Origin of the sequence: Streptomyces sp. NRRL S-337 (assembly GCF_000720175.1) — a bacterium.
GTDB classification, from domain to species: Bacteria; Actinomycetota; Actinomycetes; order Streptomycetales; family Streptomycetaceae; genus Streptomyces; species Streptomyces siderophoricus.
Genome location: NZ_JOIX01000034.1, coordinates 15,309 through 32,228, shown reverse-complemented (window position 1 = coordinate 32,228; position 16,920 = coordinate 15,309). Strand labels below are relative to the sequence as shown.

The 16,920-nt window shown below is 75.5% G+C and carries 14 protein-coding genes and 1 tRNA gene; 11 read left to right on the top strand and 4 right to left on the bottom strand.

Annotated features, from left to right (window positions below; all coding sequences use genetic code 11):
• Window positions 1-7 precede the first annotated feature (7 nt).
• Window positions 8-694: a hypothetical protein gene (locus tag IG62_RS0123240; RefSeq protein WP_030806471.1), complete on the top strand. Its 687-nt coding sequence runs from the start codon at window positions 8-10 to the stop codon at window positions 692-694.
• Window positions 691-1,824 carry a GNAT family N-acetyltransferase gene (locus tag IG62_RS0123235; protein ID WP_030806468.1) on the top strand — a complete coding sequence of 378 codons (1,134 nt, stop codon included), beginning with the start codon at window positions 691-693 and terminating at the stop codon, window positions 1,822-1,824. The genes IG62_RS0123240 and IG62_RS0123235 overlap by 4 nt, the downstream gene beginning before the upstream one ends.
• Window positions 1,825-1,841: 17 nt before the next feature.
• Here the strand turns inward: IG62_RS0123235 and IG62_RS0123230 are convergent, their stop codons facing one another.
• Entirely contained in the window at window positions 1,842-2,867 is a 1,026-nt protein-coding gene (locus IG62_RS0123230) for a glycoside hydrolase family 26 protein (RefSeq protein WP_051798454.1), read from the bottom strand.
• Between the two features lie 292 nt (window positions 2,868-3,159).
• Between IG62_RS0123230 and IG62_RS0123225 the strand changes: the two genes are divergently transcribed.
• Entirely contained in the window at window positions 3,160-4,458 is a 1,299-nt protein-coding gene (locus IG62_RS0123225; protein WP_051798453.1) for an NAD(P)-binding domain-containing protein, read from the top strand.
• Window positions 4,459-4,558: 100 nt separating this feature from the next.
• On the opposite strand, the gene IG62_RS0123220 is transcribed toward IG62_RS0123225, so the two are convergent.
• Complete coding sequence (locus IG62_RS0123220; RefSeq protein WP_030806459.1) at window positions 4,559-5,026, bottom strand: hypothetical protein; 468 nt, start codon at window positions 5,024-5,026, stop codon at window positions 4,559-4,561.
• Between the two features lie 245 nt (window positions 5,027-5,271).
• On the opposite strand from IG62_RS0123220, the gene IG62_RS0123215 reads away from it, so the two are divergent.
• A complete protein-coding gene (locus tag IG62_RS0123215) occupies window positions 5,272-6,723 on the top strand; it encodes a hypothetical protein (protein ID WP_037839076.1) in 1,452 nt (483 codons plus the stop codon).
• A gap of 78 nt (window positions 6,724-6,801) precedes the next feature.
• On the opposite strand, the gene IG62_RS0123210 is transcribed toward IG62_RS0123215, so the two are convergent.
• The gene (locus IG62_RS0123210) at window positions 6,802-7,395 is read right to left on the bottom strand and encodes a histidine phosphatase family protein (protein ID WP_030806453.1); all 594 of its coding nucleotides are present in this window, start codon (window positions 7,393-7,395) and stop codon (window positions 6,802-6,804) included.
• Window positions 7,396-7,634: 239 nt separating this feature from the next.
• Here IG62_RS0123210 and IG62_RS0123205 point away from each other — a divergent pair, with 239 nt between their 5' ends.
• The 6 genes from IG62_RS0123205 to IG62_RS0123180 all read left to right on the top strand — a co-directional run bounded on the left by IG62_RS0123205 (window position 7,635) and on the right by IG62_RS0123180 (window position 13,429).
• Entirely contained in the window at window positions 7,635-8,960 is a 1,326-nt protein-coding gene (locus IG62_RS0123205) for a hypothetical protein (protein WP_420711094.1), read from the top strand.
• Window positions 8,961-10,511, top strand: coding sequence for a hypothetical protein (locus tag IG62_RS0123200; RefSeq protein WP_030806446.1), 1,551 nt, complete (start codon window positions 8,961-8,963; stop codon window positions 10,509-10,511).
• 61 nt (window positions 10,512-10,572) lie between these two features.
• On the top strand, window positions 10,573-11,943 hold the full coding sequence (locus IG62_RS0123195) for an AAA domain-containing protein (RefSeq protein ID WP_030806443.1): 1,371 nt from the start codon (window positions 10,573-10,575) through the stop codon (window positions 11,941-11,943).
• Between the two features lie 92 nt (window positions 11,944-12,035).
• Entirely contained in the window at window positions 12,036-12,419 is a 384-nt protein-coding gene (locus IG62_RS0123190; protein WP_030414020.1) for a hypothetical protein, read from the top strand.
• 226 nt (window positions 12,420-12,645) lie between these two features.
• The gene (locus IG62_RS43335) at window positions 12,646-13,365 is read left to right on the top strand and encodes a bifunctional DNA primase/polymerase (protein WP_078872178.1); all 720 of its coding nucleotides are present in this window, start codon (window positions 12,646-12,648) and stop codon (window positions 13,363-13,365) included.
• A tRNA-Lys gene (locus tag IG62_RS0123180) sits at window positions 13,356-13,429 on the top strand. Before IG62_RS43335 ends, IG62_RS0123180 begins: the two co-directional genes overlap by 10 nt.
• Before the next feature lie 69 nt (window positions 13,430-13,498).
• Here the strand turns inward: IG62_RS0123180 and IG62_RS0123175 are convergent.
• Entirely contained in the window at window positions 13,499-14,740 is a 1,242-nt protein-coding gene (locus tag IG62_RS0123175) for a M6 family metalloprotease domain-containing protein (RefSeq protein ID WP_030806437.1), read from the bottom strand.
• 361 nt (window positions 14,741-15,101) lie between these two features.
• Between IG62_RS0123175 and IG62_RS0123170 the strand changes: the two genes are divergently transcribed.
• Window positions 15,102-16,898: a putative bifunctional diguanylate cyclase/phosphodiesterase gene (locus IG62_RS0123170; protein WP_030806434.1), complete on the top strand. Its 1,797-nt coding sequence runs from the start codon at window positions 15,102-15,104 to the stop codon at window positions 16,896-16,898.
• Window positions 16,899-16,920: the final 22 nt, after the last annotated feature.

Below are 16,920 nucleotides of genomic sequence, written 5' to 3'. Positions count from 1 at the left end.
CGGAACCGTGAACCACGCCCCCACCGGCCGGCCGCGGGCCGCGCCCGGCCGGCTGCGGGACCGGGTCGGCCTGCTGCCCCGCTGGTGGCCGGTGCCGCTCGCCGTCCTGCTCGGCGCGGCCGGCGGGGCGGTGTACCAGGCGGTCGAACCGCCGCGCTACGCCGCGACCGGCTATGTCGTCGTGGTGCCCGGCAAGGGCGCCGACCCGGCCGCCGCGCTCGGCTTCGCCCAGGCGTACGGCCGGATCGCCACCAGCGGCGCGGTGCTGGCCGACGCGCACCGGAACTCCGGACTGCCGCTCGGCACGCTGCGCGGCGGCATCCGGGCGGCGACGTCACCGGACGCCCCGATGATCGAGGTCACCGGCACCGCGCGCACCCCGGCCGCCTCCGCCGGCCTCGCCAACGCGGTGACCCGCGCGCTGGCCGCCACCGGCAACCGCACCGCCGCCCGCACCGGCGCCCACCTGCTGGTCTTCGCCCGCGCCTCGGCCCCGGACCAGCCGGTCTCGCCGTCCGCACCGCTGGCCACCGCGGTCGGCGGCGCGGCGGGCGGCCTGCTGGGCGGGCTGGTGCTGCTGGTCCGGCCGCGCGACCGGCGCCCCGCGGTACGCGCCGGCGGATCGGTCCCGGCCCCGGCGCACGCCGCGGTCGAGGCGGGCGCCGTACCGGCCGCCGAGGGCGCGGTGCGATGACCACGACGGTCTGCCGCGACCCGGCCGCGTTCGCCGCGCTGGCCGCCGACTGGCGGGCGCTGCACCGCCGCTGCCGGGCGGCCACCCCGTTCCAGAGCCACTCCTGGCTGCACTCGTGGTGGCTGTCGTACGGGACGCCGGGGCGGCTGCGGATCGTGCTGGTGCGCCGCGGCGGGCGGCTGGTGGCGGCGGCGCCGCTGATGCTGACGTACCGTCCGCTGCCCGTCCTGGTGCCGCTCGGCGGCGCCATCTCGGACTTCTCGGACGTCCTGCTGGACGACTCCTGCCCCGGCCCGGCGGCCGCGGAGCTCGCCGCCGGGGTGCACCGGGCGGCCCGCGGCGCGCTGGTCGACCTGCGCGAGGTGCGGCCGGGTGCCGCCGCCGAGCACCTCTACGCGGCCTGGCCGGGCCCGCGCCGCCGGCTCGACGACTCGGTCACCCTGGAACTGCCCGGCATGCCGATGGACGACCTGCTGGGCCGGCTGGCCGGCCCCCGGGCCCGCCGGGTCCGTGCCAAGCTCCGCAGGCTCGACGCGCTGGGCATCGAGGAACGCACCGTCCCGGCCGGGGACGTGCCCTCCTCGGTGCGGAACATGCTGCGGCTGCACGGCCTGCAGTGGCAGGGCCGGGGGGTGACACCGGAGCACCTGCGGCCCCGGTTCGCCGCCCATCTGGCGCGCGCCACCCGGGAGATGGTCGGCAGCGGCGACGCGGTGCTGACCGAGTACCGGATGGACGGCCGGGTGATGGCCGCCGACATCCTTCTGATGTCCGCCGACCTGGCCGGCGGCTACCTCTACGGCGCCGACCCCGAACTCCGCGACCGGAAGGTCGACATCACCGCGATGCTGATGCGCCACGACGCACGCCAGGTGGTGGACACCGGCCGCGGCGCGCTGAGCCTGCTGCGCGGCACCGAGCCGTACAAGCTGCACTGGCGGCCGGTGCCGGTGACCAATCAGCGGCTGCTGCTGGCCCGCCGCGCGCAGGCGCCCACCCTCGGGCTGTACGCGGCGCGGATCACCGGCCGGGCGCTGGCCGCCCGCCTGGCCCGCGAGCGGCTGGCCTCGCCGCGCGGCCCGCGGGCCCGGCGGGGCACCGTACGCGCGAGGGGTGCCGGCCGGCCATGACCTGCCCGAACCACCGCTTACCCGACGGGCCGCGCCGGCACGGGCGGCGGCGTCCCGGTGGGCCCGGCCGCGTCCGGCACGCCGTAGAGCACCCGCCGGTACGCCTGTGCGGCGCGCGGGTTGGCCCGGCACTGCCACACGCCGTGCGGGCAGTAGTCGGTGATCGTCTGGTAGAGCGGCGGGTGCCGCGCCATCCAGTCGAGTATGCGGGTCACGAAGACGGGGTTGTCGCCGTTGCGGAACAGGCCCCACTCCGGGTACGAGATCTCCTTGCGGTGCGCGGCCGCGAAGTCCACCTGGGCCTGGAGCCCGTACGGTTCGCGGACCATCGCGTCGAAGGTCTCCCCGGCCGGCTGGTCGTAGGAGTCCATGCCGAGGACGTCCACGACGTCGTCGCCCGGGTAGCAGAGGGTCCAGCCGATCGCGTCCCGCCCCCGGCTCGGCGCGAAGTCGAACCGGAACCGCTGCCCCGGCACCGACCGCATCACGGCGACGATCCGCCGCCAGTACGCCTTCCAGGCCCCGGGGTCGGGCGCGCAGCGATGGGTGTAGGTGATGCCGTTCATCTCCCACCCGAGGGTGAGCACGGTGTCCGGCAGGCCCGCCCCGACCAGGCGCCGGGCGAGGGTGCGGAAGTGCCCGTCGAAGCCGCCCGCCGCTGCCGTGCCGAGCAGCCGGCGCACCTCGGCGTCCGGCAGCCGCGCCTCGTCCGGCGCCATCATCGGCACGTTCAGCACGAACAGCCGGCCGGGCGCCCCGTGCCGCCAGACCGCCCACGGCCACAGGAACACCGGATCGCCCTCGATGTCCGACCAGTTGTTGCCGGGCAGGTAGGTGTGGCCCACCCGGACGTCGGTGCCGCCGAGCCACCGCTGGAGCGCCGTCATCCGCCGCACCCCCCGGGCGTCCGACCCGAGGAACGCCCCCAGCGGCACCGGGGGCGGCGGGCCGGCCGCGGACACCACCGGGGCGGCGGCCAGCAGGCACGTCAGCAGCGCGCCGGCCGCGGTGGCTGCCGCCCTCCGCCGGTTGCGCTGGGACATGGTGCCTCCGGTGGCTCCTCCGCGGCCCCCCGCGGGCCGGTGCGCTGACACATGACGGCCGTTCAGGACGCGTCCCGGGACGGCACCAAGGAAATAGCCCGGACGCCGCGCCGGAACGCATTCCGGTAGCCCATTGGCGACCTCCGGTCCCCCGCACGGTCCATCGGGGGCCCCTTCCACCACGTGCCGGCCCCGCCCCTGAGCCACCGCACGCTTCGCACGTCTCCGCACTGCACCGCACTGCACGACCAGCAACCGACGACCAGCAACCAGAAAGCGCAGGAAGACACCCATGTACGACCTCGTGGTGGTGGGCGCCGGCCCCTACGGACTCTCGATCGCCGCACACGCGGCGGCGGCCGGACTGCGGCTGCGGGTCCTGGGCCGGCCGATGGCCTCGTGGCGCGACCACATGCCCGCCGGCATGCTCCTCACATCCGAGCCCTGGGCCTCCAGCCTCTCCTCCCCCGCCGGCGGCCACACCCTGGCCGACTACTGCGCCGCCCACGACCTGACCGCCGAACACGGCGTCCCGCTGCCCCTCGACACCTTCACCGCGTACGGCAGCTGGTTCGCCGAACGGGCCGTCCCGCAGGTCGACGAGACCACCGTCACCGCGGTCCGCCCGGACGGCGACGACGGCTTCCAGGTGGCGACGGACACCGGCGAACTGATCGCCGCCCGCACCGTCGTCCTCGCCGTCGGCCTGCCGCCGTTCGCCCACCGCCCCTGGCCGCTGCTCGACCTCCCCGCCGCACTCGCCTCACACAGCAGCGACCACCGCGACCTGTCCCGCTTCACCGGCCGGCACGTCACCGTCATCGGCTCCGGCCAGGGCGCCCTGGAGACCGCGACCCTGCTCGCCGAACGGGGCGCCCGGGCCCATGTCGTCGCCCGCGCCGACCGGCTGCGCTGGAACGCCCCGCCGCAGCCCCTCGACCGCGGCCGGCTGCGCGCCCTGCGCGGCCCGCACAGCGCCCTCGGCACCGGCTGGCCGAACTGGGCCTGGTCCCAACTCCCCGGCGCGGTACGCCGGTTGCCGGCGCCCACCCGGGTACGGCTCACCGAGACCGCGCCGGGCCCGGCCGGCGCCTGGTGGCTGCGCGAACGCTTCGAGGCCGCCGTACCGCTCCTGCTCCACCACCGGCTCCGGGCCGCGGTCCCGCACGGCGACGGCGTGCGGCTCCATCTCACCCATACGGAGGGGAGTACCGAAACCCTCGACACCCACCATGTGGTGGCCGCCACCGGCTTCACCCCTGACGTGGGACGGCTGCGGCTGCTGCATCCCCGGGTGCGCACCACCCTGCGGACGGTCGGCGGCAGCCGGGCCCCCGAGCTGAGCGCCGGATTCGAGTCCTCCTGGCCCGGCCTGTTCTTCGCCGGCCTGCTGACCGCTCCGTCCTTCGGCCCGTCGATGCGCTTCGTCCACGGCGCGGCCTTCACCGCGGCACGGGTGGTGCGCGGCGTCCGGCGCAGGCTCGGCGACCGGCCCGGCACCGCCACCATCCCCCGCCCGGCCGGGGCCCCCACCCCGGCCCCCGCGGGCGGCCCGGCCCCGGACGCCCCGGCCGGCGAGCCCGCCGTCTAGGCAGGCCCGCACCCGGGGCACCGGAACGGCACGCCGAAGGGGCCGCCCGGCACCTACCGGGCGGCCCCCGCACGTCGTTCCCTCGCCTCCGGGCGGGCGGTCACTGGCAGCGGTCGACCGCCGCGATCGTCCGCGCCGCCTCCCCGAGCGCCGCCCGCAGCACGACCGGGTCCGTGGCGGCCGCCCCCGCACCCTCCGGCGACACCAGCCAGCCGCTCCCGGTCACCGGCGGCTCGGCCGGCGCACCGTCACCGCCCACGGCACCCAGCACGATCCCCCGGCCGTGGGTCTGGGTGCAGGCACTGCCCGGCACGTCCCAGCCCGCGGCCGTGCCCGGCGGTACGAGGAAACCGAGGGTGTCGCAGGCCCCGTCGTGCAGCACCGGGCCCACGCCGTCCCGCAGCCGCAGGATGTCCACGGCCTCCAGCCCCTGGCGGGCGGGCACCGTCACGAGGTCGCAGGGCTGCGCCGGAACGGCGGGCGCCCCGCCCGGCACGACCTGCCTCCGCCGGCCGCCGGCCTGGCCCGCGGACCCGTTGCCGCCCCTGCTCACGCCGGTCTCCCACACGGAAAACCCCTCCTCCTGCAGCCGCAGTCCCTTTACACCGAGTTCAACGGTCGGGCGTGTCAACAGCTACGGCGGCGTAACGCTGCAAAGGATGGCAGTTCATGGCAGATCACGCGTGAGATATCCGATTTGTAGCCAAACTGTGCGTATCGGTGCCGTCACAGACGGTACGGTCGTCGCGCCGCACCGCCAGGACGCGGCATCGCCACACAGATGGCACGGAGAGGGCACGGAGAGGGTCCGCCATGGCGTCGCCAGCAGCACGATCAGCGTCGTCCCGTACCGTACCCGCCCGCCCGAACACCGCCTTCCGACAGCTGCGCGGCCGGCTGTCCCCTGGCGAGTTCGCGGCGGCGGTCCGACGGTCCGCCCGTGAGATCGGTGAGCAGGTCTCGTGCGACGCCCGCTATGTGGGGCGCGTCGAGTCCGGGGAGATCCGGTGTCCGAACTACGCCTACGAGCGGGTGTTCCGGCACATGTTCCCCGGGCTGACGCTGCCGGACATGGGCTTCGCGCCGCGCGAGGCGGTACGCGGACGGGGGGCGCGTACGGCGGCGGTCAGCGCCGCGCCCCTGGCAACCGACCCCGACCACCGCGATACCCGTATCCAGATCTGCGAGGAGAGCGACGTGCTGCGTCGCGCGTTCATCACCGGCGGCCCGGCGGCAGCCCTGGGCTTCGCCGCCCTGCACCCCATCGAGGCCGCTGCCGCCGCCGCATCCGACCGGGTGCCCCCGCCCCGCCCACCCGCCGGCGGCCGCGCCGGTGCGGCCGAGGCCACCGCCGTCGAACAGGCCGTCCGGCACATCCGGCTGCTGGACGACCGGCACGGCGCGGAGGGCATCTACCACCGCGCCACCCAGCCGCTGCGCGCCGCCTACGACCTGCTGGAGGCCGACGTCCGGCACCGTTCGGTCGCCGACCGGCTGCACACCGGCGCCGGTGAACTCGCCATCTCCGTCGGCTGGCTGGCCCACGACTCCGGCCGCTTCGACGACGCCCGCTCCCACTACGCCGAGGCGCTGGCCACCGCCCGGGTCTGCGGCGACGCCGCCCTGGAGGCGCACGCGTTCTGCAACACCGCCTTCCTCGCCCGCGACGCCGGCCGCCCGCGCGAGGCGGTGCGCGCCGCCCAGGCCGGGCAGCAGGCCGCCAAGCACCTCGCCTCGCCGCGGCTGCTGTCCCTGCTGGCGCTGCGCGAGGCGGGCGGCTGGGCGGGGCTGGCCGATCGTTCCGGCTGCGAGCAGGCACTGGCCCGCGCCGAGCGGCTGTTCGCCAGCGGGCCACGGGACAGCGACCCGGAGTGGATGACGTTCTACGGCGAGGCCGAGCTGGCGGGGCTTGAGGCGCAGTGCTGGTCGGCCCTCGGCGACGCCGGACGCGCCGCCGAGCACGCGCACCGCGCGGTGGCACTCCAGGACCCGCACTTCACCCGCAACATCGCGCTGTTCACCGCGGAACTGGCCGCCGACCTCGCCGCCGACGGCGCCCCCGAGGAGGCCGCCGCGGCCGGCCTGCGCGTCCTGGCCCTCCTCACCCAGGTCCGCTCCGCCCGCATCCGCACCCTGCTCACCACCACCGCCCACACCCTCCGCCCCCACCACACCCTCCCCCCGGTCGCCGACTTCCTGTCCCGGCACGCGGCGGCGGGAGCGAGGGACGGCGAGGCGGCGGCGCAGGTGGTGGGCGTGGGCTAGGGCCCCCTACGGTCGCGGGGGCCGGCCGTCATGCGGACCGGCGGGCGCGCGCACCGGTGGTCGCGTCGGAGGGCCGGGTCAGCCCAGGTGGCCCGTGTCGTTCCAGCGCTCGATCGCCGGCTCTCCGTAGGCCCAGCCGAGCACCGACAGGGACGTCGGCTCCAGGCGGATGCGGGCGCCGAACGAGATGTCCAGGCCCAGCCAGCGGGCGCCGAGGGCGCGCAGGATGTGCCCGTGCGCGAAGACCAGCACGTCCCGGTCGGCCGACCGCGCCCAGGCGACGACCTCGTCCGCCCGCGCGGAGACCTCGGCCAGCGACTCGCCCTCGGGCACGCCGTCCCGCCAGATCAGCCACCCCGGCCGGCCCGCCGTGATCTGGGCGGGCGTCAGCCCCTCGTACGCGCCGTAGTCGATCTCCATCAGCGCGTCCCACTCCTGCGCCCGGTCGCCGAAACCGGCCAGCTCGCAGGTCTCCTTCGCGCGCACCAGGGGGCTGGTACGGACCTCGACGCCCGGCAGGCCGTCCCAGGGCGCGTGGTGCAGTCGCTCCCCGAGCAGCTTCGCGCCGCGACGGCCCTCGTCCAGCAGCGGGATGTCCGTCCGCCCGGTGTGCCTGCCGGAAACGGACCACTCGGTCTTCCCGTGCCGGGCCAGGATTATGCGCGCTGCCATGGGTCGCACCTTTCGCCGATCACTCGGCCACTTACTCATCATCGTTCGGCGCGGGCGGCATTGACCGCGGGCTTTCCATCATCGCCCATGGGGGCGTTTTGTCCGAACCCACCCCCCACTGCCGCGGGCGCCTCCGCCGCTTCCCGCCCCGCGCCCGATGCCGGTGCCGGATGCCCGTGCCGGATGCCGGTACTGGATGTCGGTGCTGGATGTCGGTGCCGGATGCGAGACTTCGGCAGGTGAACGTTTTCCGCGACAGTCGAGCCGTGGCGACCGGTCCTGAGGCGGGGCAGGCGCTGCCGTCATCGAGCCTGCGCCAGCGGCTCAGCGAGTTGCGCGGCCCCGGCGTACGCCCCCGGTCGCTCGACGCCCGGGCGCTCGCCGCGCTGGCCGCCAATCCCGGCTGCCGGCGCCGGGCGCTGCTGGACGGTGCGGGTGTGGACAAGGGCGCGCTGGCCGGGGCCCTCGGTTCACCGGCGGCGTACGGGCAGTCGCAGTTCGCGTTCGTGCGGGGCAACGCGTTCGAGGCCCGGGTGAAGGCGGACGGCGGCGCGGAGCTGCTGCGGCTGGTGCGGGAGCGGCTCGACCCGGAGAGCCCGCCGCCCGAGCCGGAAGGGCCCGGGGCGGCGGCCGCGCCGGACCTGTCCGCGGCGGGGCCGGAGGGCCGCGCGGCGCGTACGGCGCTGGCGCTGCGCGAGGCGACCGCGGCCGGCGGGTGGACGCTGCTCGACCATCCGATGCTGGCGGTCGACGTGGCCGGCTCGCCCGCCTATGTGGAGCCGGATGCGGTGGTGGTGCATCCGGACGGCAGCTGGACGGTCGTGGAGATCAAGTCCTTCCCGATGATCGACGGTTCGGCGGACGCCGCCAAGGTGGGCGCCGCGGCCCGCCAGGCGGCGGTGTACGTGCTCGCCCTGGAACCTGTCGCCGCGCACGCCGCCGCGCACACGGGCCGCACGGTGCGGGTCCGCGACCGGGTGCTGCTGGTGTGCCCGAAGGACTTCTCCAACCTCCCCACGGCCGCGGCCGTCGACGTCCGCAAGCAACTGTCCACGACCCGGCGGCAGTTGGGCCGGCTCACCCGGGTCGAGGAGATCGCCGCGGCCCTCCCGGAGGGCACCACCTTCGATCTGCGGATGGCGGACGACGGGAAGACCCCGACCCGCCCGGCACAGGAGCTGGCCGCGGCCGTGGAGGCGGTCGGCGCGGCCTACGCCCCCGAGTGCCTGGCCGCCTGCGAGCTGGCCTTCCACTGCCGGAAGCAGGCCCGCCGGGAGGGCGCGGTGGAGGCACTGGGCCGCGGCGTCCGGGGCGAGCTGGGCGGACTGCACACCATCGAGGAGGTGCTGGCGGCGGCCCGCCCCGGGGGCCGGGCCGGCGACGGGGGCGGCGACCCGACCGGCCCCGACGATCCGGCCGTCCTCGCCCTGCGCCGGGCCGCCGCGCTGCGCGCCGAAGCACTGGCGGCCGCCGCCGTACCGCAGGCGCCGGCGGAAGAGCCCCCCGTACCGCGGGCGACGGCGGAAGAGCCCGGTGTGCCCCACCCGCGTGCGGAGGAGGCGTAGATGTCGCTGATCGAGACGCTGGCCCGGATGGAGGCGGTGGCCGCCGGGCGCGCCCGCCCGCGCTGTACGGTCCGGCACCGTCATCTCTCCGAAAGCCCGCTGGTCCTCGTGCCGTTGACGACCGCGGGCGAGGCCGGTGCCCCGCTGGGCGCGCTGGTCGGCACGGACCGCGAGAAGCCCGCCCTGCTGGCCGTCCCCCAGCCGCGCAACCGCGATCTGCGGTTCGCGTTCCTGGCCGAGCTGGCCGAGACCGTGCTCCCGTACGTGGACGGCTTCGCCGACGCCGTGGAGTGGGAGGAGCGGAAGGAGACCGACCCCGAGACCGGCAAGAAGGTCCCGGTGCAGGTCGAACTGTGCGCGGACGCCCCGCAGCTGATCGTCCCCAGCGCGGCCGGCGTGGAGTATGTCCGGTTGCTGGGCCGCTCGATGCGGTTCCGGCGGACGGCCGAGCAGGATCCGGAGGCTCCCCATCCGGCGCCGCCGCACGTCCCGCTGCTGGGCCGCTGGCTGACGCATTTCGGTGAGCGCGCGCGGGTCCCCGGCGCCAGTCTGCTGCTGCCCATGACGGGTCTACTGGCCCGCCATTGGGCGACCGGCCAGAGCGTGCTGGAGGACCAGCACCTGGGGGCACTGCTCGCCTGGATCGACCCGCCGCCGGGGAGGTCCGGCCAGGAGGCCGCCGAGTTCGCCGAGTCGGCGCGTGACGCGGACGGCCAGCTGCGGTGCCCGCCCGCCGGGCCGGCCACGGACCCGGCGTTCGACAACCGCCTGCTCGCGCCCGCGACGGCCCGTTACGACGCCGGTCTGCCGGGCGCCGAGGAGGAGCTGCGCGCCCTGCTCGAGGGCCAGTTGCGGCCGACCTGGGACGCCGTCTGGCGCGGCATCGACCTGCTGCGGGCGCTGCCGGAGGGTGCCCGGGTCGCCGACCGCTGGAAGCGCGACCGCTGGTCGTACACCGCGCACCGCGACCGGGTGCGCGCCGGTGAACCCCCGCAGCCCCGGCGGGACGACGCGGTCACCGCCGCGCAGAAGCTGGCCGCCCGGGAGACCGCGCAGGCGCAGCTGGACGCCCAGGAGGCGCTGGACGACCCGCTGGTGATGGCGGGCCGCCGGCTGGCCGGGGAGGCGTTCGAGGGCACGGTGACCGCCGTGGAGATGGCGATGTCCGAGGGCAAGCGCCCGATGCCGCGCCCCCTGGTGACGCTGCGCACCGCCGACGGCCCCCTGCTGTCCGGTGGCGTCAAGCTCTACCGCCCGCTGGCGGACGGCCGGACCCAGCCCGCCGAGTTCGTGGCGTACGCGCCGGACGAGCCGGACGTGCTGGTGGTGCGGCTGACCGGCGGGATGGGCCGGGGCCGGACCCCGGAGCCCGGCTCCGTGCCCGAGCCCGCGGACCCGGTCTGCTGGACGCTGTTCGAGCACGCCCCGCGCGGCGGCCCGGAGCTCCCGGACTCGGAGGACATCCCGTGGACCCACGGCGGCCCGCCCTCCGCCACCTCGGACACCCCGCCCGAGACCGCCGACCCGGTGACCGCGGAGGATTTCCTGTGACCCGCACCCACCCCCGCCCCCGCACCGCCCCGCCCGCCACGCCTTGGGAGGTCACCGCGGAATGACGGCCCTTCAGGACCCGCCCCCCACCGCCGCCGGCGCCCGGGACGCCGATCCTTCCGTGGCGGCCGCGGCGGCCACCGACGCGATCCTGCGCGACACGCTGCACGGCTCCCGTCGCGGCGTCGTCGTCGACTCCCCGCCGGGTGCCGGCAAGTCCACCCTGGTGGTCCGCGCGGCGCGCGAACTGGCCGCTGCCGGGCGCCCGTTGATGATCGTTGCGCAGACCAACGCGCAGGTCGACGACCTGGTGCTGCGGCTCGCCGAGAAGGATCCCGAGCTGCCGGTCGGCCGGCTGCACAGCAGCGAGCCCGGCGCGTTCGACCCGGCGCTGGCCGAGCTGCCGGCGGTCCGTACGTCCGCGAAGATCGCCGATCTGGCCGGGCTGGACGTCGTGGTGTCGACGGCCGCGAAGTGGGCCTACACCAAGGTCGAGGAGCCGTGGCGGCACGCCATCGTGGACGAGGCGTACCAGATGCGGTCGGACGCGCTGCTGAGCGTGGCCGGGCTCTTCGAGCGGGCGCTGTTCGTGGGCGACCCCGGCCAGCTGGACCCGTTCAGCGTGGTCGGCGCCGAGCAGTGGGCCGGGCTGACGTACGACCCGTCGGCCAGCGCCGTCTCCACCCTCCTCGCCCACAACCCCGACCTGCCGCAGCACCGCCTGCCGGTCTCCTGGCGGCTGCCCGCCTCGGCCGCTCCCCTGGTCTCCGCCGCGTTCTACCCCTACACGCCGTTCCGCAGCGGCACCGGGCCCGGTGAGCGCCGGCTGGCGTTCGGGGTGCCGGGCGACGGCTCGGGCGTGGACCGGGTCCTGGACGAGGCCGCCGAGTCCGGATGGGGCCTGCTGGAGCTGCCCGCCCGCCGGACGCCGCGGACGGACCCGGAGGCGGTGCGGGCGGTGGCCCTGGTGGTGCGGCGGCTGCTGGACCGCGGTGGCGCGGCGAGCGGTGAGCACGCGCCGGAGCCGACGCCGCTGACCGCAGCCCGGATCGCGGTCGGCACGGCACACCGCGACCAGGCCGCCGCGGTCCGCGCCGCCCTCGCCGAGCTCGGCGTGTCCGACGTCACGGTGGACACCGCCAACCGCCTCCAGGGCCGCGAGTTCGACGTCACCGTCGTCCTGCACCCGCTCTCCGGGCGCCCCGACGCCACCGCGTTCCATCTGGAGACCGGCCGGCTGTGCGTGCTCGCCTCCCGGCACCGCCACGCCTGCATCGTGGTCTGCCGGGCCGGCGTCGCGGACCTCCTCGACGAGCACCCCTCGACCGAGCCGGTCAGCCTGGGCGTCACGGTGAAGTTCCCGGACGGCTGGGAGGCCAACCACGCCGTCCTCGCGCACCTGCAGGAGCACCGGGTGGGCTGGCGGCCTTGACACCCGGCTTCCCCTCCGTACACCTCACGCCCCAGGGCGCACTTGCGCGAGGCGGGACAATGGAATGCGGCACACGATCTGGAGGTACGTACATGTCCGAGCCGCGACCGGCTCCCGACCCCCGTGGTACGGCACCGAGGCCACGGCGCATGAAGCCCGCGCAGCTGCTCTTCGAACCACCCGAGGCCGTTGCCGACCCCGAGCACTTCTTCGACCTGGAGTCGATAGAGGACCCGCGCGAGCTGCTCAGCCGCGCGACGGAGCTGACCCTGGCCTTCCGCGCCGCGGCCGACCGCGCCACGGAGTTCCAGGCGCTGGCCGCCGCCCAGCTGGCCGACCCGAGCCGGTTCGACCGGCTGCCGCTGGCCGTGCTCGCGGAGCAGGCCGAGTGGACCGAGGACTACGCGCAGAAGATGATCGAGTTCGGCCGCAGCCTGATGCGGAGCGGCAGCACGCTGCTCGGCGACATGGACTGACCCTGTCCCTGCCCTGACCCCGCCCGTCGACCGACCTCCGCCCGACCGACCCGGCCGACCCGTCCGCTCGTTCACATCCGCCACGGACGCCCCACGACGGCTCATGGTCACCAACCATGAGCCGCTGGCATATGCGAAGGGGCAAGGTAGCGGGTCCCGTGCCGCGCTGTCCCGATTTCCGGCAATCAGCCGAGCCGGTACGGGCCGTATCGGTAGACCTGTCCCCATGAGTGACCGGCTGCCCGACCTCCCGCGCACCCCCACCCACCCCGCCACGTCCTACGTCACCCTCGCCGGCGCCGACTGGCTCGCCTCGGCCAGCCCCCACCCGGACGACATGCACGCGCTGTGGGCGCTGCACCCGGACGCGCCGAGCGTGCTGCCGTGCGGGACGGCCTTCGACGTGATCAACGCCCCGGCGCTGTTCGGGCGGCGGATGGTGGACCGGCTGTGGTCCGCCGGCCCCGGCTCCGGGCCGGTGGCCGCGCACCGCGGGCGGATCCTGCTGTTCGCCGCGCCGGGCACCGCCCAGCGGCTGCCGGCGCTGCTGGTCTGGGAGGAGTGGGCGGCGGCCGTCCCGCCGCTGCTGTGCCACGGCAGCGGGGACGCGGTGACCATCCCGCCGCTGCACCCGCACCCCGCCCCCGCCGCCCGGACGCGCCCGCGTACCGCCGCGCACCCGATCACCGCGCCGGCCGACGACGACTTTGCCGCGGGCTCCCGGTGGCTGGTGGCGCCGGACGTCCGCCGGCCCTGGCTGCCGGGTCCGGACGTGCTGCTGTGGGCCTGTGTCCGCGCGGCCCGCCCGGCGCCCGGGGAGGCCGGGGAGGCAGGGGAAACCGCAGGTCAGACCCGCGTTTCGGCGCCGGCCCAGGCCCGTGGGAAACCGATTTTTGTCCTCCCCGATCAGGATGCTAATGTTTTCCCCGTCAGCAGGCGCCGCTAGCTCAGTTGGTTAGAGCAGCTGACTCTTAATCAGCGGGTCCGGGGTTCGAGTCCCTGGCGGCGCACAGACGGTCGAAGGCCCTCACCTCAGGTGGGGGCCTTCGTCATGGGCCCGGGCCGATGCGCCCCGGCCGTCAGCCGTGGCCGATCTTGACCGCCCAGTCGCCGTCGCCGGTCCGCCCGGCCACCTGGATCCGTACGCCGTCCCGGGCGTCGTCCATGCTCTCCCCCACGCCCAGGGGCGCGTCCGCGAGCGGCGGGTAGACGGAGGTGCCCCAGCAGGCCGAAGTGGCGGGGTGGCCGTCGAGGACGTGGACCGGGCCCGAGCCGGAGGCGGTCGCGCTGTCGACGCGGTAGGCGAGGACGCCCTCGCTGCACAGGGCGCGGTCGTTGCCCTGGGCGCTGCGTGCCTCGATGGCCAGCGCGCTGTCGGGGCCGGTACGGAGCACCAGCAGCCGCGGGCGGCGCTGGCCGCGGGGTTCGAGGGGGGCGGTCAGGGTGCGGAGCGAGTACAGGCCGGGGCGTGCGAGGTCGACGCAGTCAACCTGGTTGTCGGCGATCCAGCCGAGCTTCCACTTGTGCCAGGCGAAGGGGTCGGGCGCCAGCCCGAACTGGCTGCCCATGAGGTCCCAGTCCCCCACATAGGTGTCCCAGTCACCCTTGCCGCCCTGCGGCCGGTGATACAGATCGGGCAGGTCGAAGACGTGACCGGTCTCGTGCGCGAGGACGTTACGGTCCGGCGGGCTCTGCTCGAAGACGGTGACGAACCGGCGCAGCTCGTGATCGTCGGCATGCATCGGCTGATCGAGGTTGACCACTTTGGTGGCGTCCGCATCGACGCCGGGCGCCTCCGGATCGGCGACGAAATAGACCACGTCGTAGCGGCCGAAGTCCACCGAGGGGTCGGCGGCGGCGACCGCATCGCGCAGGTAGGCCGCGCGCCGTCCGGCGTCCCAGTCGCGCCGTATGCCGTACGCCACGGACGAGCGCGGCATCCGCACCCAGGGGCGGTGGACGTGCGGACGCAGCCGGAAGCGGCCGTAGGAGGCGCGCTCGAAGAAGGTGGAGGTGGCGGGGAAGTAGTCGCGGGCCAGCGCCTGTGGGGTGGCGGCCGGCCGGGAGTCCGGGAAGGAGAGGTAGATCAGCACCGCGTCGAGCGGGCGGTCCGGGCGGGTGTAGGAGCCGTTCCAGTTGTCCAGGCCCTCGGAGTGATGGGCCTCGCTGCGGCCCAGCGCACAGGGGAGCGCGGCCTCGGAGGCGGTGGCGGGCCCGGCGACGATGGACGTGGCGATCAGCGCGCTCAGCGAGGTGAGGATCGCCGCCAGGCGCCGCAGGCGACGGTGATCACCCCCGTCGGGCGTCTGGGCGCGCGGCACACGTACCTCCAGGGACGGATTCGGGGACCTCATCTACCCTGTGGCGATTTAATGCTATTCGTCCTGTTTCCGGGGCCCAGACGAGTGACCGGCGCGTCTCCGCCGTGCCGTAACGGACAGTCACAATCGACCAAGAGCGCAATCGCAGCGAACAGAGCCGGGCAGAAATGGCTGAAGTTCCGTCATGTGGGCCGGGGAGCACGGCTGCGTCGCTGGATCGGCCCTCGTGCCAGCCTCTATGATCGCCACACTTTCCAGCGCGGGATCCCCCCTCCATCACGAGACAAGCGCCAAGCGGGAGCGAGCAGTGAGCGGACACCCCGACGGCCCGGGCCGCACGCCCGGAGCGACGCTGCCCTCGGTGACGGAACGTAACGACACCCCCAAAGAATCCGGCGACGCCCGGCACACCCCGGCCGGCCGCCACGACGACTCCGCCGCCTCCCTCGGCGACTACCGCGCCGCCTTCCACGCGGGGCGCCTGGCGATGGCCGTGCTCAACCGCGACGGACTGGTCCTGGCCGCCAACCCCGCCTTCGGCGAGCTGGTCGGCGCCGACCCCGCCGACCTGGTGGCGGCGACCGCGGCGGACCTCACCGACCTGGGCGCCGACCCCCGGGTGTGGACCGCCTACCGCGAGGTGCTGTGCGGCCGTAGCGACCGGCTGCGCTGCACCCGTCGCCTCAAACACCCCGAGGGGCACTCCTTCTGGGTGGAAGTGACGGTCGAGCCGCTGACGCCGGAACCGCTCAGCGGAGAAGAGCGGATGCTGCTGTCGGTGGCCGACATCAGCGACCGCCACGACCTGCTCGCCCGGCTGCGGCACCTGCAGATGCACGACCCGGTGACCCGGCTGCCCAACCGGGCACTGTTCTTCGAGCGGCTCGCCGCCGCCCTGGAGACGGCCGCCTTCGACGCGACCGGCACCGGCCGGATCGGGCTCTGCTACCTGGACCTGGACGGCTTCAAGGCCGTCAACGACACCCTCGGGCACCGGGTCGGCGACCGGCTGCTCAGCGCGGTGGCGCAGCGGCTGATGCGCTGCGCGGAGACCGACGACGACCGCGCCGCGGGCCGCCCCGGGCATCTGGTGGCGCGGCTCGGCGGCGACGAATTCGCCCTGTTGGTGGAGGACTCCACCGGCACCGACCAGCTGGCCGAGCTGGCCCAGTGCGTGCTGGACGCGCTGCAGCGCCCGTTCGACCTGGCCGGGCAGCGGCTGTCGGTGTCGGCCAGCATCGGCGTGGTGGAACGGGCCGCCGGCGGCACCACCGCGACCGGCCTGATGCAGGCCGCGGACACCACGCTGTACTGGGCCAAGGAGGACGGCAAGGCCCGCTGGACCCTCTTCGACCCCGAGCGCAACGCCCACCGGATGACCCGGCAGGCCCTCTCCAGCACCCTGCGCCCGGCTGTCGACCGCGGCGAATTCACCCTGGAGTACCAACCGCTGGTCGGACTGGGGGACGGCCGGGCGCAGGGCGTCGAGGCACTGGTGCGGTGGCGGCACCCGCAGTTCGGGACGCTGTCGCCGAATCGGTTCATCGCGCTGGCGGAGGAGAACGGCGCGATCGTCGAGCTGGGCCGCTGGGTGCTGGAACGCGCCTGCCACCAGGCCCGCGCCTGGCAACTGGCGCACCCCGAGGGCCGGCCGCTGTTCGTCAGCGTCAATGTGGCCGTACGTCAGGTCTGGGACTCCGACCTGGTCGCCGACGTGGCCGGGATCCTCGCCGAGACCGGGCTGCCGCCGCACCTGCTCCAGCTGGAACTGACCGAGTCGGCGGTGATGGGCTCCGCCGGCCGCCCGCTCCAGGCCCTCCAGGCGCTGAGCGACATGGGCGTACGGATCGCCATCGACGACTTCGGCACCGGCTACTCCAACCTCGCCTACCTCAGCCGCCTCCCGGTTTCCGTATTGAAGCTCGACGGGTCGTTCGTCCGCGGGTTCCGCTCCCAGGAACACCCCAATCCGGCCGACGAGATGATCGTCGAGGCGCTGGTGGCACTGGCCCACCGCCTCGGGCTCACGGTCACCGCCGAATGCGTCGAAAGCGCCGAACAGGCGGAGCGGCTTCGCCGCATCGGCTGCGACACGGGGCAGGGGTGGCTCTACTCCCGGCCCGTCGCGCCGGACCGGGTCGCGGCGCTCTTTATTTAGCGCCGCACGTTTTCGGCCGGCC

Coding starts and splice junctions, on each gene's coding strand:
- IG62_RS0123235 (WP_030806468.1), top strand. CDS start 691: ATGACCACGACGGTCTGCCGCGACCCGGCCGCGTTCGCCGCGCTGGCC.
- IG62_RS0123230 (WP_051798454.1), bottom strand. CDS start 2,867: ATGTCCCAGCGCAACCGGCGGAGGGCGGCAGCCACCGCGGCCGGCGCG.
- IG62_RS0123225 (WP_051798453.1), top strand. CDS start 3,160: ATGTACGACCTCGTGGTGGTGGGCGCCGGCCCCTACGGACTCTCGATC.
- IG62_RS0123215 (WP_037839076.1), top strand. CDS start 5,272: ATGGCGTCGCCAGCAGCACGATCAGCGTCGTCCCGTACCGTACCCGCC.
- IG62_RS0123210 (WP_030806453.1), bottom strand. CDS start 7,395: ATGGCAGCGCGCATAATCCTGGCCCGGCACGGGAAGACCGAGTGGTCC.
- IG62_RS0123200 (WP_030806446.1), top strand. CDS start 8,961: ATGTCGCTGATCGAGACGCTGGCCCGGATGGAGGCGGTGGCCGCCGGG.
- IG62_RS0123195 (WP_030806443.1), top strand. CDS start 10,573: ATGACGGCCCTTCAGGACCCGCCCCCCACCGCCGCCGGCGCCCGGGAC.
- IG62_RS0123190 (WP_030414020.1), top strand. CDS start 12,036: ATGTCCGAGCCGCGACCGGCTCCCGACCCCCGTGGTACGGCACCGAGG.
- IG62_RS43335 (WP_078872178.1), top strand. CDS start 12,646: ATGAGTGACCGGCTGCCCGACCTCCCGCGCACCCCCACCCACCCCGCC.